The sequence below is a fragment of the uncultured Jatrophihabitans sp. genome (assembly GCF_964251945.1).
In the GTDB taxonomy this organism is placed as follows: Bacteria; Actinomycetota; Actinomycetes; order Mycobacteriales; family Jatrophihabitantaceae; genus Jatrophihabitans.
Map to the genome: position 1 here is coordinate 880058 of NZ_CAXULP010000001.1, position 18934 is coordinate 898991.

21 protein-coding genes are annotated in these 18934 nt (G+C 70.3%); 15 read left to right on the forward strand and 6 right to left on the reverse strand.

The window, feature by feature from the left end:
• The first annotated feature begins 87 nt into the window (after positions 1 to 87).
• The 3 genes from ACFFBG_RS04070 to ACFFBG_RS04080 all read left to right on the forward strand — a co-directional run bounded on the left by ACFFBG_RS04070 (position 88) and on the right by ACFFBG_RS04080 (position 3905).
• Positions 88 to 1221 carry a glycosyltransferase gene (locus ACFFBG_RS04070; RefSeq protein ID WP_375475831.1) on the forward strand — a complete coding sequence of 378 codons (1134 nt, stop codon included), beginning with the start codon at positions 88 to 90 and terminating at the stop codon, positions 1219 to 1221.
• A 120-nt stretch (positions 1222 to 1341) separates the two neighbouring features.
• Positions 1342 to 2370: a glycosyltransferase gene (locus tag ACFFBG_RS04075; RefSeq protein WP_375475833.1), complete on the forward strand. Its 1029-nt coding sequence runs from the start codon at positions 1342 to 1344 to the stop codon at positions 2368 to 2370.
• A gap of 23 nt (positions 2371 to 2393) precedes the next feature.
• Positions 2394 to 3905 (forward strand): glycoside hydrolase family 130 protein, encoded by a 1512-nt coding sequence (locus tag ACFFBG_RS04080; RefSeq protein WP_375475835.1) that lies wholly within the window; start codon positions 2394 to 2396, stop codon positions 3903 to 3905.
• Here the strand turns inward: ACFFBG_RS04080 and ACFFBG_RS04085 are convergent.
• The 4 genes from ACFFBG_RS04085 to ACFFBG_RS04100 form a co-directional block, all read right to left on the reverse strand.
• Complete coding sequence (locus tag ACFFBG_RS04085) at positions 3866 to 4885, reverse strand: glycosyltransferase family 4 protein (protein ID WP_375475837.1); 1020 nt, start codon at positions 4883 to 4885, stop codon at positions 3866 to 3868. The two genes, ACFFBG_RS04080 and ACFFBG_RS04085, sit on opposite strands and share 40 nt — an antisense overlap.
• Positions 4882 to 5124 carry a hypothetical protein gene (locus ACFFBG_RS04090; RefSeq protein WP_375475839.1) on the reverse strand — a complete coding sequence of 81 codons (243 nt, stop codon included), beginning with the start codon at positions 5122 to 5124 and terminating at the stop codon, positions 4882 to 4884. Before ACFFBG_RS04090 ends, ACFFBG_RS04085 begins: the two co-directional genes overlap by 4 nt.
• Positions 5125 to 5299: 175 nt before the next feature.
• Entirely contained in the window at positions 5300 to 5890 is a 591-nt protein-coding gene (locus ACFFBG_RS04095; protein WP_375475841.1) for a hypothetical protein, read from the reverse strand.
• Between the two features lie 176 nt (positions 5891 to 6066).
• Entirely contained in the window at positions 6067 to 6864 is a 798-nt protein-coding gene (locus tag ACFFBG_RS04100) for an ANTAR domain-containing protein (RefSeq protein ID WP_375475843.1), read from the reverse strand.
• A gap of 201 nt (positions 6865 to 7065) precedes the next feature.
• On the opposite strand from ACFFBG_RS04100, the gene ACFFBG_RS04105 reads away from it, so the two are divergent.
• The 3 genes from ACFFBG_RS04105 to ACFFBG_RS04115 all read left to right on the forward strand — a co-directional run bounded on the left by ACFFBG_RS04105 (position 7066) and on the right by ACFFBG_RS04115 (position 9904).
• Positions 7066 to 8130, forward strand: a complete 1065-nt coding sequence (locus ACFFBG_RS04105; RefSeq protein ID WP_375475845.1) for a fatty acid desaturase family protein — start codon at positions 7066 to 7068, stop codon at positions 8128 to 8130.
• A gap of 20 nt (positions 8131 to 8150) precedes the next feature.
• Positions 8151 to 9065 (forward strand): N-acetylmuramoyl-L-alanine amidase, encoded by a 915-nt coding sequence (locus ACFFBG_RS04110; RefSeq protein ID WP_375475847.1) that lies wholly within the window; start codon positions 8151 to 8153, stop codon positions 9063 to 9065.
• A gap of 260 nt (positions 9066 to 9325) precedes the next feature.
• On the forward strand, positions 9326 to 9904 hold the full coding sequence (locus ACFFBG_RS04115; protein WP_375475849.1) for a GNAT family N-acetyltransferase: 579 nt from the start codon (positions 9326 to 9328) through the stop codon (positions 9902 to 9904).
• Between the two features lie 10 nt (positions 9905 to 9914).
• Here the strand turns inward: ACFFBG_RS04115 and ACFFBG_RS04120 are convergent, their stop codons facing one another.
• Together ACFFBG_RS04120 and ACFFBG_RS04125 are read right to left on the reverse strand one after the other, a co-directional pair.
• On the reverse strand, positions 9915 to 10742 hold the full coding sequence (locus ACFFBG_RS04120; protein WP_375475851.1) for an SDR family NAD(P)-dependent oxidoreductase: 828 nt from the start codon (positions 10740 to 10742) through the stop codon (positions 9915 to 9917).
• Between the two features lie 11 nt (positions 10743 to 10753).
• Positions 10754 to 12388, reverse strand: coding sequence for a succinic semialdehyde dehydrogenase (locus tag ACFFBG_RS04125; protein WP_375475853.1), 1635 nt, complete (start codon positions 12386 to 12388; stop codon positions 10754 to 10756).
• A gap of 67 nt (positions 12389 to 12455) precedes the next feature.
• Between ACFFBG_RS04125 and ACFFBG_RS04130 the strand changes: the two genes are divergently transcribed.
• From ACFFBG_RS04130 to ACFFBG_RS04170, 9 genes are all read left to right on the forward strand, one after another.
• Positions 12456 to 13169 carry a TetR/AcrR family transcriptional regulator gene (locus tag ACFFBG_RS04130; protein ID WP_375475855.1) on the forward strand — a complete coding sequence of 238 codons (714 nt, stop codon included), beginning with the start codon at positions 12456 to 12458 and terminating at the stop codon, positions 13167 to 13169.
• A gap of 427 nt (positions 13170 to 13596) precedes the next feature.
• Positions 13597 to 13755: a hypothetical protein gene (locus tag ACFFBG_RS04135; RefSeq protein WP_375475857.1), complete on the forward strand. Its 159-nt coding sequence runs from the start codon at positions 13597 to 13599 to the stop codon at positions 13753 to 13755.
• A gap of 67 nt (positions 13756 to 13822) precedes the next feature.
• Complete coding sequence (locus ACFFBG_RS04140; RefSeq protein ID WP_375475859.1) at positions 13823 to 14200, forward strand: very short patch repair endonuclease; 378 nt, start codon at positions 13823 to 13825, stop codon at positions 14198 to 14200.
• Positions 14201 to 14326: 126 nt separating this feature from the next.
• Positions 14327 to 14536 carry a hypothetical protein gene (locus ACFFBG_RS04145; RefSeq protein ID WP_375475861.1) on the forward strand — a complete coding sequence of 70 codons (210 nt, stop codon included), beginning with the start codon at positions 14327 to 14329 and terminating at the stop codon, positions 14534 to 14536.
• Positions 14537 to 14824: 288 nt separating this feature from the next.
• Positions 14825 to 15235 (forward strand): LysM peptidoglycan-binding domain-containing protein, encoded by a 411-nt coding sequence (locus ACFFBG_RS04150; protein ID WP_375475863.1) that lies wholly within the window; start codon positions 14825 to 14827, stop codon positions 15233 to 15235.
• A 43-nt stretch (positions 15236 to 15278) separates the two neighbouring features.
• Positions 15279 to 16856, forward strand: a complete 1578-nt coding sequence (locus tag ACFFBG_RS04155; protein WP_375475865.1) for a hypothetical protein — start codon at positions 15279 to 15281, stop codon at positions 16854 to 16856.
• Between the two features lie 9 nt (positions 16857 to 16865).
• A complete protein-coding gene (locus tag ACFFBG_RS04160; protein WP_375475867.1) occupies positions 16866 to 16991 on the forward strand; it encodes a hypothetical protein in 126 nt (41 codons plus the stop codon).
• Positions 16984 to 18486 carry a flavin-containing monooxygenase gene (locus ACFFBG_RS04165; protein ID WP_375475869.1) on the forward strand — a complete coding sequence of 501 codons (1503 nt, stop codon included), beginning with the start codon at positions 16984 to 16986 and terminating at the stop codon, positions 18484 to 18486. The genes ACFFBG_RS04160 and ACFFBG_RS04165 overlap by 8 nt, the downstream gene beginning before the upstream one ends.
• Positions 18487 to 18508: 22 nt before the next feature.
• On the forward strand, positions 18509 to 18919 hold the full coding sequence (locus tag ACFFBG_RS04170) for a PaaI family thioesterase (protein WP_375475871.1): 411 nt from the start codon (positions 18509 to 18511) through the stop codon (positions 18917 to 18919).
• Positions 18920 to 18934: the final 15 nt, after the last annotated feature.

The window sequence follows — 18934 nt, forward strand, 5'->3', positions numbered from 1 at the left end:
TACGGCATTCGACGGCCCGGTCCAGCCCAGTCGGTCGCGGCATTTCGCTGTGGCTCGACACCCCCTCCACCAGAAGGTGACACTCCGTTGGGACAACGATTCGGTTTCGTCAGCACCTACCCGCCGACCCAGTGCGGCTTGGCCACGTTCACCGCGTCGCTGAACGAAGCCCTGACCGGTGCTTGCGCCGACGAGGGGTTGATCGTCCGGCTGCTCGACGACCCCGGACCGATCGCCGCCGTCGACCAGGGGGCCGAATGGCTGCGCGACGACCATGACGGCATCGCGCTGTCCGCCGAGCGGCTCAACGGGTGCGACGCGGTGATTGTGCAGCACGAGTTTGGCGTCTACGGCGGCCGCGACGGCGAGGACATCTTGCGGCTGCTCGCCCAGGTGCGGGTGCCGACTGTGGTGGTGCTGCACACCGTGCTCGTCGAGCCGTCGGCGCATCAGAGGCAGGTCCTGGAGGCCGTGGTCGCGGCGGCCGACGCGGTGGTCACGATGACCGCGACCGCCCGTGACCGGCTGGTGGCCGGTTACCGGATCGACATCGCCAAGGTGCGGATCATCCCGCACGGGGTGCCGGTCATGAACAGCACAGCCGAGACCTCACGGCGGCCCTTCGGCGCCGGTCCGCTGGTGCTGTCGTGGGGGCTGCTCGGTCCGGGCAAGGGCCTGGAATGGGGCATCGAAGCCATGGCGCTGCTCGCCGACCTGCGCCCGACAGCGCGCTACCTGATGGCCGGCGAGACCCACCCGAAGGTGTTGTCCCGCTTCGGCGAACGCTACCGCGACGGGCTGACCGAACAGATCAACCGGCTGAACCTGGCCTCGAGTGTGCGGCTCGACCCGCGCTACCGCGACGCGCCCGCGCTGGCCCAACTCGTCGCTTCGGCCGACGTCGTGCTGCTCCCCTACGACTCGACCGACCAAGTGACCTCCGGCGTGCTGATCGAGGCGGTCGCGGCGGGCAAGCCTGTCGTGGCGACGGCGTTCCCGCACGCTGTAGAGCTGCTCGCGGACGGCGCCGGGCTGCTCGTGCCGCACCGCGACCCCGCGGCCATCGCCCAGGCCCTGCGCACCGTGCTGACCAGGCGCGACCTCTCGGCCTCGATGTCGGCCAAGGCCGCGTCGAGCACCGCTGCGCTGGTCTGGCCCGCGGTGGCCGGGCATTACCGCGCGCTGGTGTCGCAGCTCGTCCGCGAGCGCGTCGCGGCGTGATCGCCACCCCACGAAATCGCTGCGCAAAGAACCCTCCACGATTCCGCGTGGACCCCGCGTGATCGTCACCCCACGAAATCGCTCCGCAAAGAACGCTCCACAATTCCGCGTGGACCCCGCGTGAGTTCGGCCGCGATCGGCCCGCCGCGCCCGGTGTTCGACCACCTGGCTCGGCTCAGCGACGAACGCGGGTTGTTCGAGCACGCGTTGCGCGACTCGCCCCGCCTCGAGCACGGGTACTGCGTCGACGACGTCGCGCGCGGGCTCGTCGTCGTCAGCCGCGAACCCAGGCCTGATCCGGTCCTGCGCCGGCTGACCCGGCTGTACCTCGATTTCGTCCTCTGCGCGCTCGACGACGACGGCGCCTGCCGCAACCGAATGAGCGCGGCCGGCGTGTGGCAGGACGAGCCGTCGCTCGGCGACTGGTGGGGCCGGGCGGTCTGGGGGCTCGGCGTCGCCGCTGCCGGCGCGCCGACGCCGTATGTGCGCGCCCGGGCGCTGTGCGGGTTCCGTGTCGCCGCGCAGCGCCGCTCACCGCACAACCGGGCGATGGCGTTCGCCGCCCTCGGCGCCGGCCGGCTGCTGCAGGCGAGTCCGGAAGAGCAGTCCGCCGAACACCTCGTCCGCGATTGCGCCGTCCTGCTGTCGGCGGCCTCGCCAGACGACGCCTGGCTGTGGCCTGAGCCTCGATTGCGCTACGCGAACGCGGCTGTGGCGCACGCTTTGATCCTTGCCGGCGACACGCTCGACGAGCGCGCGCTGCTCGATCGCGGCCTTGAGCTGTTGGGTTTCCTGCTCGGCCTCGAGACGGTCGACGACCACCTCTCGGTCACCGCGGCAGGGGGGCGCGCGCCGGGTGAGGTCGGCCCCGCCTTCGATCAGCAGCCGATCGAGGTGGCGGCCATGGCCGAAGCCTGCGCGGCCGCCTACGCGGCGACCAATCAGCCGCGCTGGCACGACGCCGTCGCGTTGTGCTGGGGCTGGTTCCTCGGCAACAACGACAGCCGCACGGAGATGTTCGACGGTGCGACGGGCGGCGGCTACGACGGGCTCGAACCCACCGGCCGCAATCAGAACCAGGGCGCCGAATCGACGCTGGCGATGCTCGCCACTGCGCAGCAGGCCCAGCGCGTCCGCGGCCGACGATGACCGCGCCGTTGATGGGTGCGTCGTTGACGCGCACGCCGTTGATGCAGGCGGTCGCCGACAACCTTCGTCCGGACCCGGCGCGGGTCATCGCGAAGCTTTTCCTGCCCGGCGAGGAGGAGCACGGCACGCAGTCACGCGCGGCGGCCATCGTCGCTCGGGTGATGGCGCTGCCCGAGACCGAGATCGAGGAGCTTGCTGCCGCTCTGTTGCGCGATTTCACCGGCCGGCACCGCAACTACGCAGACGTCCTCGATCGGCACGCCTCGATCGTCTCGTCCCGCCTCAGCGAACGGCCGCCGCTGTCCGTGGCTCGCACGCAGGTCCTGGGCGCCGCGTTCACGTCGGAGTACTCGACCGAGGCGGCGGCGCTGCTGAACCCGAGCGCGGTGCTCTCGCCCGACCAGTCCGGCGTGCTGCCCGGCCAGATCCGCAGCGCGGTCAGCCTGCGCGCGATCGGCGAGGGCCACCTGTCCTCGATCGGCTTCTGCAGCGCGCTGGTCGGCCCCGGGCCGACCTGGTCCTTCGAGCCCCGGGCGCGGCCGGCCGTCACCGGCGCCACGTCGGACGCCCGCTGGACGATCGAGGACCTGCGTTCGGTCCTGCGCGACCAGGGCCAGCTGGACGAGCTCGGCCGTTCCCTGCTGGACGCGCTGCCCGACAGCTTCGACAACGCCGACGTCGAGCGCGCGATCCTCGGCCTGCATCCCGAGCTGACGTCGCGTGCCGGCGGCGGCACGAGCGTCGACCTCGTCCGGCGCACAGTGGACTCGGCATACACCGCGACGTTCGACAATGACGTCGCGCTCAGCCAGCGAGTGCTGCACCCCTCCGCGGCCGAGGAGAGCAATGGCATGGAGGACGCGCGATTCACCCGGTTCGTCGACGACGACGGCGCCGTCGAATTCCGCGGCACGTACACCGCCTACGACGGTCGGCGAATCGCCCCACGGCTGCTCGTCAGCGCGGACCTGCGCACCTTTCGGGCGTACCGGCTCGCCGGTGGCGCGGCGCGCAACAAGGGCATGGCGCTGTTCCCACGCACGATCGCGGGCCGGCACGCCGCGCTGTGCCGCACCGACGGCGAGAGCACCAGTCTCGCGTTCTCCGACGACGGCCGCACCTGGGGCGAGCCGGTCGTGTTGCACCAGCCGGCGACGAGGTGGGAGCTGCTGCAGGTCGGCAACTGCGGGCCGCCGATCGAGACCGACCGCGGCTGGTTGGTGCTCACCCACGCCGTGGGCGCCATGCGGGTCTACACGATCGGCGCGATCTTGCTCGACCTCGACGACCCCTCGAAAGTCATCGGCCAACTCGACGAGCCGCTGCTCGTGCCCGAAGCAGCTGACCGGGACGGCTATGTGCCGAACGTCGTGTATTCGTGCGGCGGCCTGGTGCACGACGATCGGCTCTGGTTGCCGTACGGGGTGAACGACGCGCGGGTCGGCGTCGCCTGGGCCCCGCTCCCCGAACTGCTCGACCGGCTGCTGGCCGCCGATCAGAGGGCGCGAGTCCCGCTGTCCACGAGCCGTTCGTAGACCGCGAGGTAGTCCGACACCATCCGCGCCACGCCGAAGCGGCGAGCCGCCTGCGCGCTCACTGCGGCGCGGTCGAGCGCGACGGCTTCGGCCACCGCCGCGACCGCGGCCGCGACGTCGTCGACCAGGTAGCCCGTCACCCCGTCGTCGACGACCTCGCGCATCGAGCCGCGCGCGTAGGCGACAACCGGCGTGCCGCACGCCATCGCCTCGACCACCGACAGTCCGAACGGCTCGTCGAACGCGATCGGATGCAGCAGCGCCGCCGCCGACCCCAGCACCTGCGCGCGCTGTTCCGGGCCGACCGAGCCGAGGAACACGACCCGGTCGCCGTCGACGTGCGGCTCGACGTGCGAGCGGAAGTAACCCTCGTCCTGCACGATGCCGCAGATGATCAGCCGTCGCCCGGCACGCCGGGCGATTTCGATGGCCGTCGCCGTGCCCTTGTCCGGATGCACCCGGCCGAACACCACCAGCTCCTCCGACGGCACGGCGCGATAGGGCAGCGCGGCGAGATCGATGCCGTGGTGGATCGTCGCGGCGTAGTCGAGCCCGGGCGAGCGGTCGGCGTCCGAGATCGAGACGAAGGCCGATCCCGACGCGGCGTAGGCGGGCAGGATGCCGGGGCCGGAGAAGCCGTGGATCGTGGTGAGCAGCGGGGCGCGTGAGTGTTCGTGGAAGGCCAGCGGCAACCAGTCCATCTGGTTGTGCACCAGGTCGAACTCGCCGGAGCGGGCCAAGGCATGCGACGCGTGCAGCGCTTCCCACACCCGCCCGTCCATCGTGGGGTCTTCCTCGTAGCCGCGGGGCGACACCCCGTCCAGCACGGCCGAGGTGAGCGAGTCTCGGGTCGCGAACAGTGTGACGTCCACACCACGCGCCACGAGGCCTTCGGTCAGCAGGCTGGTGACGAGCTCCCATGGGCCGTAGTGGCGCGGCGGCGTGCGCCAGGCGATCGGCCCGAGCATGGCCAGCTTCACGACGCCGGCAGCGTTCGACCGCCCTCGTTCTCGACGCGGCCGGGCAGGCCCGTCACGCCGCCACGTTCTTGCTCAGAACCGGGAGCACTGGCGCCACCGGGGCCACCGGGGCCACCGGGGCCACCGGGGCTGTCGGGCCGGCGGCGGCCGCCGATCAGGCGGCCGAGCCGAAACAGCACGGCGTCCTCGTACTGCTTGACGATGCGCGCGGACGACGCCGCGCCGATCAGCAGCAGCATTGCGACCACCACGACGACGATGACGACAACGTTCATGGTGATCCTCGAGAAAGGTCCTCACCGACGCGTCAGGCGCGGAGCAAATGCTCGCGGAGTTCAGCGGCGGACGGCTGTTCTCGGTTCTGACTGGCTGGGCTGCTCAGCACCATCGACGCTACACCGGTGGGTAGGTGATTCAATTCGGCAGCGCCGCGAGCAGCGCTGCTGCTGCGCCGACCTGGTCGCCGCCACGCGCGGTAGCCAGCGCGTCGAGTTCGGCCAGGGCCTGTTCCGGCGTGCGCCCGCGGCCGATCAGCACACCCACCGCCTGGTTGACGATCGACGTCGCGCGCAGCGACCGGCCGACGTCGGGCCCGCCTGGCTCGACGGCTCTGCCTGCCTCCTCTCGCGGCGCGACCAGCTGCCCATCCAGGTCCATATCGGCCAGGTCGCGACCAGTCAGCCAGGAAAGGTCCGCCGCGAGGTCCACGAAGGCGCCGGCTGTCCCCGCGTAGAGGATCACCACCGCGGTGGACCGCGCAGAACCGAGACCGGAAGCAGGCAGGGGCAGCGCCATCGAGGCCCGGATCGGCTCGGCCGGGTCCAGCGACGTCAAGCTGAACCGGTCGTCGGCGACAGCCACGGTGACGGTCAGCCCCAGATACGACGCGACCGCAGCCGCGTTCGCGCCGAGCCGACGCAACGTGTCGGCGATGTCCACTCGGGCGTCGTCGAGCGCCTCGGTGAGCAGGCGCAGGTCGGCGGCGAGCGCTGCGGCGATTTCCACGCGGGTGCTCCGCTGGCGCTCCCGAGCGCGGATGAACAGCCAGGCTTCCGAGCACGGCGGAACGCCGGTGCGCCGGTGAGGGGTCCGAGCCGCGAACAGGACGCGGCTCGTCAGTCACCCCTCGTAGGCCACCCTAGCCCGCCAGCAGCAGCGCTGACGGTTCCGTGCCACGTTCGTCACGCCTCGCTATGCCGAGCACGGGCGCGGCGAACTGCGTCGTCGACGATGCGCTGGGCCACGGCCGCCAATTTGACGTGCTCGCTCTGGCTGATCGCGCGCAGGCGGGCGAACGCCTCGTCGACGGTTCCGCCGGTGCGCCCGCGCAGCAAACCGATCGCCTGATCGATGACCGGACGGGTGGCCAACGCGGTCTGCAGCTGCGCGGTGAGCGTCTGCGCCTGCGTGAGGATCTGGGCGTTGTACACCGCGACGGCGGCGGGAGTCGCGAACAGCTCGCCCAGCTCTGCGGCGTGATCGTCGAACACGTCTTTGTCGTGCGCGTAGACATTGATCGCGCCCACCGTCTGGTCGGGCAGCAGCAGCGGGAGAGACAGCGCGCTATGCACTCCCAGCCGTCCGACGCGCGGGCCGAACCGCGGCCACATCTGCTCGCCGCCGAGCGACCCCGAGCGCACGGTCCGCGATTCCAGCGCCGCCGTGATACACGGGCCCTCGCCGACGAGAACGTACTGGATCTCGTCGATCTCGCGGACGAAGTCGTGGCTCGCCGCCAACGCCTCGACCTCGTGGTCACCGTCGTTGATCCGCAGCAGGGTGACGCCGGCGCCGTCCGCCCCCGGAATGGCGTGTGCGGCGAAGGTGGCCACTCGGGCCAGCATGTCGTCAAGGCCCAAACGCCCGGCGACCAGCCCGGCGAGGTCGGCCAGGCTCTCCTGCAGATCGTCGTCGTCGTCGCGGGAGCGGTCGCGCGCCGGCGTCTGCGGCTCGTGTTCCCCTGACGTGAATTCGGTCATCGCCGGTCCTTGCGCTCCTACGTCTGCCAGCCAGTTCCGGATTTGTTCACCGGATCCGGCAACGTGCCCGCTGCGCAGCGATCGCGAGATGACGCGTCGCGCCGACTATAACCAGGCAGCCGTGTTCCCCGCGGTTGTGATTCGCCGCGGGCGTGGCCGTGGCCGCACTCTTGAGCGATCCCTGTGGCTTAGCATCGCCGCATGACGAACGCGACGACGGACCGGGCCGGCAGCGACTACACCGTGCTGATCAAGGCGGTGCGAGACGCCGGCCTGCTCGACCGGCGCCTCGGGTCATACGCAATCCGCGGCCTGGTGACCCTCGGCTTGTACGCGGCGATCTGCTTTGCCATCGTCGAGGTCGGCAATTCATGGTGGCAGTTGCTGACCGCCGCGGTCTTCGGCATCGCGTTCGGCCAGATCGCGTTCCTCGGCCACGACGCGGGGCACCAGGCGATCTTCAGCAGCCGCCGGCTGAACGACGCGCTCGGCCGGTTCCTCGGCAACGCCCTCGTCGGCCTCAGCTATGGCTGGTGGCTCGACACACACAACCGGCACCATGCCAATCCGAATCACGAAGAGCGTGACCCCGACGTCGGCGACGGCGTGCTGGCGTTCACCGCTTCGCAGGCCGCGAAACGGAATGGGGCGGTCAGCGGGTTCATCGCGCGTCGACAGGCCTGGCTGTTCTTTCCGCTGCTCACCCTCGAGGGCATCAACCTGCACGTCGCGAGCGTCATCGCCGTCGGCGGGGACTCCGATCGCAGCCCGCGCGGCGGCAGCCGTCGTTTCGAGGCCATCGGCCTCGTGCTGCACGCGGTGTTGTACGTGACCTTTCTGCTGCTCGTCATGTCGCCGACGAAGGCGCTGGCTTTCGCCGCTGTGCACCAGGCCGTGTGGGGTGTCTACATGGGTAGCACGTTCGCGCCCAATCACAAGGGCATGGCGATCATCGGGCCGAACGACAACCTCGACTACCTGCGCCGCCAGGTGCTGACCTCGCGCAACGTCCGCGGCGGGATGTTCACCGACTTCGCACTCGGCGGGCTGAACTACCAGATTGAGCACCACCTCTTCCCGAACATGCCGCGCGCCTCGCTGCGGCGGGCACAACCGCTCGTGCGCGCGCATTGCGAATCGATCGGCGTGCCCTACTGCGAGACGTCGCTGATCGAGTCCTACCGCGCGGCGCTTGCGCATCTGCACGAGATGGGGGCGCCTCTTCGCGCGCAGTCTGCCGCTGAGCCCGCTCTCGTCGCACGCTGACCGTCTCGCCCAGTCGCGCCGTGACCGCGGCCCGGCCCGGGCGCGTGCTTCGCGCGGTCGGCGCCGTCGCCTGCGTCGGGTTCGTGTGCGCCGGAACACTCGCGGCCTGCGGGCCGTCCTCGGCGCCGCCCCGGGTCGAGACCTCCAGCCCGCCACGTCCCTCGGCGGCTACCGACGTCTCGACGCCACCGGCGGCGAGCTCCAGCGGAGCCGCTCCGCCGGGACTGCCGCCGAGCCAGCCCGAAGCCACGACGGCGCACAGCAGCCGTCCGGTGGTCGTGCTCGATCCCGGCCACAGCCCCGCCATCCACGCCATCGACCGGCGCACCGGACTCGACGTCTCCGACTACGAGAACGAGCCGGAGATGGACGATGTGTTCGCAGTCGCGCAGCTGGTCGAGAAGAAGCTGACGTCGGCTGGCTACCGGGTGGTGCTCACCAAGAACACCGTCCGAACGCGCGTGTCACTCGCCAAGCGCGCTGCCATCGCCAACCGGGCGCATGCGGACCTGGCGCTGAGCATCCATGACCAGGCCGGCCCGAACGGCGGAATCGTCTTTGCCAGCGGCAACAACACCGTCTATTACCAGTCCGTCGGCGACTACCGGGCCACCGCCGCCGGGAAGAGGATCCGGTTCACGAACGCGGCGGTCGCCGCCCGCAGCAAGGAATACGCCGCGATCTTCCGCGCGGAACGCGCGCGTGTCGAACACACGCACGTCGCGCTGCGCGGCGACGTCGGCTACGACCTCGGCACGCGCGGGCTCGCTGCGGGCAACATCTGGCTCGTCCAGTTGCTGTCGGATGTCCCGTGGGTCTACAACGAGGCCGGGGGCAACAGCGCCGGCCGGTCCGGCCTCGACGGCGCAGACCGGCGCCGGTACGCCGACGCGCTGGTCGCCAGCGTCGAGCGGTGCCTGCCGATCACCCGGTGACCGCGACCACAGGATTCCGCGGCTGATGCGCTTCAGTCGGGCCGGCCGGCGCCGATCAGGAGCGGGTGGCCGCAGCGGCGGTCCACAGCTCGGTTGGGAGGGCGGGACGGCACGACCTCCGTTTTCCCCCGCAAGCGGATGCGTGCCGTCCCGCCCGAGCGCCGGGTCTTCTCGTCCTCCCACACCAGATGGTCGAAGTCGATCTCCAAAATCGACCACGACGTGTGGGCAGGCGCAGGTGGGGCGGGCATCATCGGCGAATGCCCAGTCTCGCCGCTCCGGCGGTTGCGCCCGGTTCGCTAGCCACGCGCCCGCAACCGACCCTCGTCGTCGACGAGCTGACGTTGCGGCCCTGGCTGGCGTCGGACGCTCCGGCGGTCGCCGCCGCCTACGCCGACGAGGCAATCCAACGCTGGCACGTCCGCTCGCTGACCGACGACGAGGCGGCCGGGTGGGTGAGCGATTGGGCACGCGGGTGGGCTGCGGAGACCGCCGCCGGCTGGGCCGTCGCCGACGGTGACACGCTGGTCGGCCGGACCACCTTCCGGCCCCTCGATCTGCACGACGGCACCGGCGTGGCCGGGTACTGGGTCGTGCCGGCAGCACGCGGTCGCGGCGTGGCTGTGCGAGCCCTCTCGGCGGTCACGACGTGGATGTTCGGCGAGCTCGGCTTCCACCGGATGACGCTGCTGCATTCGACTGGCAATCCCGCGTCGTGCCGGGTGGCCGAGCGAGCGGGTTATCCGCTCGAAGGCATCCAGCGCGGCCAAGCGCTACACGCCGACGGCTGGCACGACATGCACCTGCACGCGCGACTGCGCGCCGATCTATCGCCCTGACGCCGGCGGGTCAGGACTTCTCGCCGTGTCCGGTGAACTGCGCCATCGAGTCGTACACGCCGACCCGGCGCAGCCACAGATCGCGCAGCGGCACCGGCAGCACGCCGCTGAGCACCTTGTTCAGCCGCGAGGTCCACGGGATGATCAAGAACGGTGAGCCCTTGAGCATCTCCTTCCACGCCCCGGCGACGACGTCCTCCTGCTCGAGCATCGGCGTCAACAAGATGCCCTTCGCGCCCTCGAACATGCCGGTGTTGATGTAGGTCGGACAGACCGTCGTCACGCGCACGTGCGAATGGCCGGCCTGCTCGAGCTCCAGACGCAGCGAGTCGGACCAGCCGACGGCGGCCCACTTCGACGACGCGTAAGCCGCCATCCGCGGCACCGCGTTCAGCCCGGCCGACGAGGCGATGTTCACGACGCGGCAATCGGTGTCCGCGGCGACCATCGCCGGCAGGAACTCGCGCGCCACGTACATCGGCCCGAGGGCGTTGATCGACATCGTGGCCGTGGTGTCCTTGACGTCGCTTTCCCAGAAGTACTTGTTGCCGCGCACGATGCCGGCGTTGTTGATCAGGACATGGACGTCGCCCACCTCGGCGCGCACCAGCTTCGCCGCGCGCGCAACCGCCGCAGCCGACGACACATCGACGACGTCGGTGAACACCGTCGCGCCGGCCGCCTCGAACTCGGCGGCGGTGTCCTTGAGCGCGCTTTCGTTGAGGTCCCACAGCACGATCGTCGCGGCGTTCTCCCGCACCGCGGTCTGCGCGAACAGCTTGCCCAGGCCCATCGCCGCGCCCGTGACGAGCACTGTCTTGCCGGCCACTGATTTCATCGCTCGACTCCCTACTTCCGGCCGATTCGCCGCAACGCCCACAGCGCCGTGGTCATGGTCTTTGCCCACATCGCATCCGACATCCCCGGCAGGGGCGCGATCGGAAACAGCCGTTGCGTCGCAATCGTCTGCACGTCGGTGTACTTGAGGATGCCCTCCCGGCCGTGCCGACGGCCCAGGCCCGAATCGCCGACGCCGCCGGACGGCGCGTCGATGCTTCCCCACGCCGCGGCGTACCCGTCGTTCACGTTGACCGCTCCGGCGCGGATGCGCTCGGCGACGCGGCGCCCGTGCGCCGTGTTCCGCGTCCACACGCTGGCGTTGAGCCCGTACCGGGTGTCGTTGGCCTGCTCGACCGCCTCGTCGTCGGATTCGACGCGATAGACCGACACGACCGGGCCGAACGTCTCCTCGCGGTGCACCCGCATCTGCGCGGTGACACCGGTGAGCACGGTCGGCTCGTAGAAGTACGGCCCGAGATCCGGCCGCGCGCGGCCGCCTGACAGCACGGTGGCTCCATGCCGCACCGCGTCGGCAACGTGGGCCTGCACCGTCTCGAGCTGACGGGCAAAGGTCAGCGAGCCCATGTCGGAGTCGTAGGCCAGGTTCGCGCCGAGTCGCATCGCGGCGACATTGGCGACGAACGCCGCGACGAAGTCGTCGTACACGGCGGCGTTGACATAGAGCCGTTCCATCGACTCGCACAGCTGTCCGGCTGAGGAGAAGCACCCGCGGACGGCGCCGGCCGCGGCCTTGGCGACATCGGCGTCGGCCAGCACCAGCATCGCGTTCTTGCCGCCCAGCTCGAGCGAGCAGCCGATCAGCTGCGCGGCGGCCTGCGCGGCGATGCCCCGGCCGGTGGCCGTGGAGCCGGTGTAGTCGACGAAGTCGGCGCGCTGGACGAGGTGGGCACCGAGGTCGCGCCCGCGGCCCAGCACGACCTGCCACACGTCGCGCGGCAGCCCGGCCTGCTCGGCCAGTTCGTGGGCCCACAGCGTGGTGATCGCGGTCTGGTTGTCCGGCCGGGACACGACGGCGTTGCCGGCGATCAGCGCCGGCAGCGCGTCGGACACCGACAGCGCGAGCGGGTAGTTCCACGGCGAAATCACGACGACGACGCCCTTGGGGTGCCGGACTTCGCGCACCGACGTCAACACCGGCAATGCGCCGCTGCGGGCGTGATCGCGCAGGGTCGAAGCGGCGGTTCGGGCGTAGTAGCGGGCGTTGATGGCGACGTCGACGACCTCTTCGAACGCGTGGCTGCGCGCCTTACCGGTCTCCGTCTGGATGATGTCGAGGATCTCCGCCTGCCGGCGGAGGATCAGGTCGTGCAGCCGGCCGAACACGGCGGCACGTTCGGCGACCGGCCGCGCGGCCCACTCGCGCTGCGCGAGCGCGGCGCGGGCAAACGCGTCGTCCAGATCGCGCTCGTCGGACTGCGGCAGGTCGGCGATCTTCGCGCCCGTCGCCGGGGCGAACGTCTCGACCGGCGGCGCGTGCCCGGCGCTCGCCCGCTCGGCCAACGCCGCGACGCGCTCGGGCAGCAGCGACCAGTCCGGCCGCGGCGGCGGCACCGGCGCCGGGGCGGCTCCCGCCAGGCGGCGGCGCGCGGTGGACGTAGAACTCGAGCGAACGGTTGCCGTCATCGCAGTCAGATCCCTCGCAGATCGGCGAACACTGTTGTTTCGCGAATACCTCTGTTAACGTAAACCCGTGTCACACCCAGATGTCAAGGCGGGCGCATCGCCGAGTGGACACGCGGGCGCACGCGGCGCGGTTCGGCGCGGCCGGCGACCGCAGAGCGAGGCGGCGACCGCCGCGGCACGCTCGCGGATCGTGACCGCCACGGCGCAGGTGTTCGCCGAGCACGGCTCACGCGGGCTGTCGGTGGCGCTGATCATCGAGCGGGCCGGTATCGCGCGGCCGACCTTCTACCGCTATTTCGCCAATGCCGAACAGCCATTGCATCTGGTGCTCGACGCGTCCGACCTCGCGCTGGTCGACGGCCTGCAAGCCGCGCTCGACCGCGCCGCGGACGAAATCGAGATGGTCGCGAACGGCGTCGACGCCTATCTCGCCTGGGCGCGCGACCACGGTCCCGCGCTGCGCCCGCTGTTCGCCGAGCTGCATGACCCGGCGTCGCCGGTGTCGCCGCACCGGGAGCGGACGTTGGCGATGCTGCGCGAACGTTTGCTGGCTCGGTTTCGCCAGTTGGGGCGCACACCACCGTTGGCATTGGACATCGATGTGCTGCTGCACGCATTCGAGTACGTCGGCTTCCGGGTGGCGCTGGCCGAGCCGGGCGACGGCGCTGACGACGGCTGGGCACGCACAACGATGGCCCGCATCGCGCTGACCCTGCTGGGCACCGAGCCCGATGGGGAATTCGCCGCGTCGATCCCCGGGGTGTCGCACCCGCAGCGCTGAGGCTGCCGGCTCGTCAGCGAGCGGCGTCGTCAGGATGAGTGTGGAGGTGGACAGCCGGCCCGTTCCCCCGAATGCGAGCCGGCTGTCCACGTCCTTAGGCGTTGACCGCTGCGTCCTCGTTCCCCCCGGACGAGTCGCCAGTCGTCACCTACGGAATCGGCTACTGCAGGTCCCCCGACCGCCGGTTCCGGGTGTCGATCTCTACTCAAAGCATAACCGCTTTACGCTGGCTTTACACCAATCGAGCCGAACTATTTTCATTACTTTGTGCTGCATCCGGTGACTTTCCGTATTCACAACGGGCGACTGTCATAACCCGCCGCCGAGCGCGATCAGGTTTATGCTCACAATCCCGTGTGAAGTGCTTGTTAGTTTCGTCCATCCGGGCAATACTCTCCGCATGGGGGCATGGTGGGAAGATACGTGGGTGGCTGCCGAAAGGCGTAAGCGCCTGGAACATCTCGAGCGTCGCGTCCTCGAGGCGGAAGCCAGCGTGCGGTCCGTCCGCGCTGAACTCGATCGAGCCAAGGCCGCGCTGGGTGACGAGCAGCGCGAGGGCGCACACGGCAAACCCGCGCGCCGCTGATTTCTCGGCGAACTACGCTGCGCGGGTGCGTGAGTCCTGGGCCTCCTCCCCCGGTACGCGCCGTTCCATGCAGGCCAATCGCAGTCGCGACACCGGTCCGGAATTGGCCCTGCGCCGTCTGCTGCACGCGCGTGGCTTGCGCTACCGGGTCTGCGTGCGGCCGCTGCCCGGGCGCCGGCACCAAGCCGACATCGTGTTCCGGCGCGCCCGGGTGGCTGTCGAGGTGCGCGGTTGCTTCTGGCATGGGTGCCCGCAGCACTACCGGGCGCCAGCGAGCAATTCGACGTACTGGCAGGCCAAGGCCGAGCGCAACATGGCCCGCGACTGCGCCGCCGAGCAGGCCCTGACGGCCGCCGGATGGCAGCTGATCGTGGTCTGGGAACACGAGGACGCCGCCGACGCGGCAGAGCGGGTGGCGACCGTGGTGCGCGACCGGCGCGGCTAGTCATGCTGACGGAGCGGCGACGCGCCCACCGTCTCTTCGAGGTCGTAACAGAGCGTGACGAAAAATGAGTTGTGCAAACGTTCCGTAATCACTCAACTTCGTGACCGGCCCGTCGATTCTCGAGGCATGACCGCGAGCATCGACACCACTCCTGCGACTCGTCAGGCGCTTGACGCCGGTCACTGGTCGGACATGGAGATCTGTGAAGCCCTGTACTGGCTGCGCCGAGCGCGCCGCCGCGACGATCCGGCGATGATGCGCATCTGGACCGAGCGGATGGATTCGCTGCTCGATTGGCGCCTCGAGCACGGCGCCGCCGACGTGTTGCCGGCCTGAGTCTGGCTGAGGTGCCCGACCGGCGCTCGACGTCGCTTCTCGCCCAGGTGGTTGCATCCTGACGATTGCATAGAGTGACGCAAATCGGGGCAACCTGACGCCAGGTGATGGGCAGATCTTGAGCTGTCCGACCGCGGTCAGTCGGTGGCCGCGCCAGGATCGGGGGTCATGGTGTCCACGCGCCATCAGCTAGCACCAGAGACCCGTCGGCACGGCGCCGCTGCGGCCGCCGGCCGCCGAGGCCTCCTACCGGCATTCCTCGCCCTGTTGATCGTGGGGATAGCGACCGTGTCGGTTCTTCTGCTCGTGAACCACGGCGACGGGACGGCCTCGGCGGCGAAGAACAGCGCTGGAGCGAACAACCCCGCACCGCGCTCGTCGGCGTCCGCTCCGGCGCCGACGGCGAGCGACTCGCTTTCGCCGGTCAGCCAGAACTCGCCCGAGACGGTCGCCCCGGTGGGTGGCGCCAGCGCATCGGCTGCCGGCACGCCGGCTTCCGCCGCGAAAAAGGCAAGCAAGCCCGCCGCGTCGAAGTACGTCAAATACACGGTCAAGCCGGGTGACAACCTGTTCGTGATCGCCGACTGGTTCCACCAGAAGGGCTACCAGCCCATCTACCAGTGGAACCAGACCACGATCGGCAAGGACCCTTCGCTGATCCGGCCGGGTCAGACGCTCATCGTGGCCGTCCGCTCCTGATCGGCTGACTCGCAGTGAGTCCGGTCGTCCAGCAGGGGCCACGTTGGCGAGCGGCCGCCGCTCGCCAAGCGTTAAGGACAGATCCCTAAACTCTGCGGTCATCGCCACCACTCACGCCCCGGCCAGCACTCTGGCGCTGCGGGCCAATCGCTGGGTCACTCGCTTCGGGGGCGCCCTCGTCTTCGTCGTCGCCGCCGCCCTGCGCTTTGGCTACGTCCTCAACAGCCCCGGCCGCTTCGCCGGCAACTTCGGCTACGACGCCTCGGTCTACTACACGGCCGCCGACGCGCTGATCCACGGCCGGCTGCCGTACCGCGACTTCCTGCTGCTGCACCCGCCCGGCCTGATGCTCGTGCTCACGCCGTTCGCCGGGCTCGGCCAGCTCGTCGGCGACCATGCCGCATTCATGACTGCCAACGCGGCCTTCTGTCTGCTCGCTGGCGTGAACGCGCTGCTCGTCGTGCTGATCGCGCGTCGAATGGGTCTGGGCCAATTCGCAGCAGTGCTCGGGGGCCTGTTCTACGGCGTCTGGTTCGGCTCGATCATCGCCGAGGGGTCGATCCGGCTGGAACCGATGGGCAACTTCGCGTTGCTGCTCGGCCTGCTCGCGCTGACCGGCGAGCGAGGCAGGCGCGCACTGGTGCTTGGCGGGGTGGCCGTCGCGGTCGCGGCGAGCGTGAAGATCTGGTGGATCGTGCCGGCCCTGCTGGTCCTCGGCTGGCAGTTCTTCGTCCGCCCTCGGCAGGCGGCGCTGGCCGCGCTCGCCGGCGCGGCGGCCACCTTCCTCGTCGTCGACGGCCCCTTCTTCCTCGCCGCTCCGCGAGCGATGTGGCGGATGCTGGTCAGCGATCAGCTCGACCGGCACGGAACGACGAGGTCGCGCGTGCTGCGCGCCGGCGACCTGTCCACCGTCAACCTCGCTGACGGGCACGTCGGCGGCAGCGTTCGACTGGCCGTGCTGGCGGTGTTGGCCGTGTTGCTGTTCGGGTTGGCCGCGTCGGCCTGGCGCACCGCCGCGTGCCGGCTCGCGGTAGTCCTCGCCCTCGCGCAACTGGCCGTGCTCGCGCTCGCTCCGGCCTACATCTCCTACTACTCCGACTTCGCCGCCGTCGGTCTTGCCCTGGTGGTGGCCGGCGCCGCCGCGCAGTGCCGCTCCCGGATCGCGGTCGTCGGCACCGCGTTGGCGATGGCCACCGTCGTCGGCGCCACCGTGTCGACGGCGATCATCTTCACCACCCCGCGCGGATCCATCAGCGTCCCGTTCGACGGCCGCTCGCTGGCGAGCCGGGTCCGGAACGTCCGCTGCCTGATGGCCGACACCCCGATGGCGCTGGTCGAGCTGGACGCGGTGAGCCGCGGCCTGGCCAACGGCTGCGTCAACTGGGTGGACGTCTCCGGCCGCACTTACGACGTCGACCGGCCGCCCGGAAAGGAGCACGCCCGCCCGGCGAACAAGCGCTGGCAACGCGACATCCGCAGCTACTTGCGTTCCGGCGACGCGTTCTTGTTCATCCGCCGTGCCACCGGGTTGAGCGCCGCCACCAAGCGCGAGCTGCGCACGTCCCCCGTCCTCGCCCGATCGCACGGCATCACGATCTACGACACCCGTCGCGCCCCCTAGACTGCGCCAATGCCAGATCCAGACGATGAGAAGGCCGACATGCAGGTCGGGCCGGATGCTCCGCCCCGCGACGACGAGCCGGACGCCGCGCCGGCGCCCGGACATGACGACGAACCCCAGCGCCAGGATGAGTGACCACGTCGACGTGCTCGTCATCGGCGCCGGTCTGTCCGGCATCGGTGTGGCGTGCCGGCTCAGCCGGCAGTGCCCGGACAAGACGTACGCGCTGCTCGAGCGGCGGACCACGATCGGCGGCACGTGGGATCTGTTCCGCTACCCGGGTGTGCGCTCGGACTCGGACATGTACACCTTCGGCTACAGCTTTCGGCCGTGGCTGGACACCAGGGTGCTCGCCGACGGGCCGTCCATTCGCGACTACGTCGAACAGACGGCTGCCGAGTACGGGGTCGTCGACCAGATCCGGTTCGGCCAGAAGGTCACGTCCGCCAGCTGGTCGAGCGCGGATCAGCGCTGGACGGTCGAGGCGACAGACGAGGCGAGCGGCGAGACGCAGCGCATCACCGCTGACGTTCTCGTCCCCTGCACGGGTTACTACAACTACGACACCGGCTACCGACCCGACTTCCCCGGAGAGCAGCGGTTCACCGGTCGCCTCGTGCACCCGCAGCACTGGCCGGCGGACCTCGACTACACCGGCAAATCGGTCGTGATCATCGGCAGCGGCGCCACCGCGGTCACGCTCGTGCCGGCGATGGCCGAGGACGCCGCGCACGTGACGATGTTGCAGCGCTCCCCCACCTACATCGTCTCCTTGCCGGCTCGGGACAAGATCGCCGAGGCGATGTTGCGCGTCCTGCCGGAGGGGGTGGTCTACAAACTCGCCCGGACCCGCAACATAGCCGTGCAGCGCGCGATCTACGCCCTCGCCCGCGCCCGGCCGAACGTGGTGCGGGACTTCGTCTTGACGAGCGCCAGCAAGCAGCTCGGCGGGATGTCCGACCTCGCGAACTTCACGCCCAAGTACAACCCATGGGACCAGCGGCTGTGCGTGGTGCCTGACGGCGATCTGTTCGCCGCAATCCGATCCGGCGCCGCCGACGTGGTCACCGACCGCATCACGACGTTCACCGAGACCGGCATCGAACTCGAGTCCGGCGCGCGCCTGGACGCCGACATCATCGTCACCGCCACCGGCCTCGACGTGCAGATCTTCGGTGGTATGTCGGTGGAGATCGATGGCGAGCCGTTCGTCGCGAACCACAAGCTGACCTACAAGGGCGTCCTGGTCGAAGACCTCCCGAATGCCGCGCTGATCTTCGGTTACACCAACGCGTCGTGGACGCTGAAGGCCGACATCGCGGCGGTGTACCTGTGTCGGCTGATCAACCACATGGACGCCCACGGCTACCGCACCTTCGTCGCCCGTGGCGCCGACGCCGAACGCGCCGACGGCTCGATCCTCGGCAGCCTCAACGCCGGCTACGTGCGCCGCGGCAACGACCGGCTCCCCCGACAGGGCGTGCGCGGACCGTGGAAGGTGCGCAACGACTACCTGCGCGACGCGCCCGCGCTGACCCGTGGCCGGATCGAGGACCGCGTGCTGCGTTTCGACGAGCCGCGGATGGCGCGGCGGGCCACACCATCGCCCGCGCGCCGCGCCACCGCCTGACCGGGTTGGCTACGGTCGGCAGATGGACGTCGTCACGCTGCAGAACAGCGGGCTGAACGAGGCGCTCGGCTTTCGGTTCGACGTGTTGCGCGCGGACCGGGTCGAAATGAGCTGGACCGTCGGCCCGCAGCACCTGCAACCGCACGGCATCGTGCACGGCGGCGTCTACTGCGCCGCCGTCGAGGCGAGCGCGAGCGCCGGCGCAGCGGCGTGGTTCGGCGAGCGGGGGCAGGTCGTCGGCGTCGCCAACAGCACCGACTTCCTGCGTGCCACCCGCGAGGGCCGGCTGGTCGCCACGGCAACGCCAGTCCACCAGGGCCGCAGCCAGCAGCTGTGGGTGGTTGAGATCGTCCGGCCGGACGGCAAGCTCGCTGCACGCGGGCAGGTTCGCGTGCACAACCTCCCGGGCAAGGACTGGCTAGGGCCCCAGTAGGGTCAGACGTCAGCG

Coding starts and splice junctions, on each gene's coding strand:
- ACFFBG_RS04090 (WP_375475839.1), bottom strand. CDS start 5,124: ATGCTGCTGCTGATCGGCGCGGCGTCGTCCGCGCGCATCGTCAAGCAG.
- ACFFBG_RS04100 (WP_375475843.1), bottom strand. CDS start 6,864: ATGACCGAATTCACGTCAGGGGAACACGAGCCGCAGACGCCGGCGCGC.
- ACFFBG_RS04105 (WP_375475845.1), top strand. CDS start 7,066: ATGACGAACGCGACGACGGACCGGGCCGGCAGCGACTACACCGTGCTG.
- ACFFBG_RS04115 (WP_375475849.1), top strand. CDS start 9,326: ATGCCCAGTCTCGCCGCTCCGGCGGTTGCGCCCGGTTCGCTAGCCACG.
- ACFFBG_RS04120 (WP_375475851.1), bottom strand. CDS start 10,742: ATGAAATCAGTGGCCGGCAAGACAGTGCTCGTCACGGGCGCGGCGATG.
- ACFFBG_RS04125 (WP_375475853.1), bottom strand. CDS start 12,388: ATGACGGCAACCGTTCGCTCGAGTTCTACGTCCACCGCGCGCCGCCGC.
- ACFFBG_RS04140 (WP_375475859.1), top strand. CDS start 13,823: ATGCAGGCCAATCGCAGTCGCGACACCGGTCCGGAATTGGCCCTGCGC.
- ACFFBG_RS04145 (WP_375475861.1), top strand. CDS start 14,327: ATGACCGCGAGCATCGACACCACTCCTGCGACTCGTCAGGCGCTTGAC.
- ACFFBG_RS04160 (WP_375475867.1), top strand. CDS start 16,866: ATGCCAGATCCAGACGATGAGAAGGCCGACATGCAGGTCGGGCCGGAT.
- ACFFBG_RS04165 (WP_375475869.1), top strand. CDS start 16,984: ATGAGTGACCACGTCGACGTGCTCGTCATCGGCGCCGGTCTGTCCGGC.
- ACFFBG_RS04170 (WP_375475871.1), top strand. CDS start 18,509: ATGGACGTCGTCACGCTGCAGAACAGCGGGCTGAACGAGGCGCTCGGC.